Below are 266 nucleotides of genomic sequence, written 5' to 3'. Positions count from 1 at the left end.
CATCCACGACGGTCAGCGTCTTCCAGGTGGTGCCGTCGGTGGTGTACTCGATCGTCAGGGTCGACCCCGACGGCACGGCCGTCGGAGCGATGGAGGTGGCGTCGAAGGCGTTCCAGTACGGCGCGTTCGCGGTGTCCTGCGGCTCGCTGACGACGATGGTGTTCGGCCGCACGGAGCTGGTGCCGCTCGGCGTCTGGGCGGACAGCTGCACCAGGCTGGTGCCGCCGGGGATGACCGTGCTTGGGGTGACGGTCTTGTCGAGGGTC

1 protein-coding gene is annotated in these 266 nt (G+C 69.2%); it reads right to left on the bottom strand.

Annotated elements, in window-relative coordinates:
* Positions 1-266: hypothetical protein (locus SB719_RS20580; RefSeq protein ID WP_412159804.1), on the bottom strand; the 266-nt coding region annotated here is incomplete at both ends.

This window comes from Pantoea sp. SIMBA_079, assembly GCF_046940275.1.
GTDB lineage: Bacteria > Pseudomonadota > Gammaproteobacteria > Enterobacterales > Enterobacteriaceae > Pantoea > Pantoea borealis.
The sequence above is the reverse complement of the archived record's forward strand: the minus strand, read 5'-3'. Positions and strand labels throughout refer to the sequence as shown.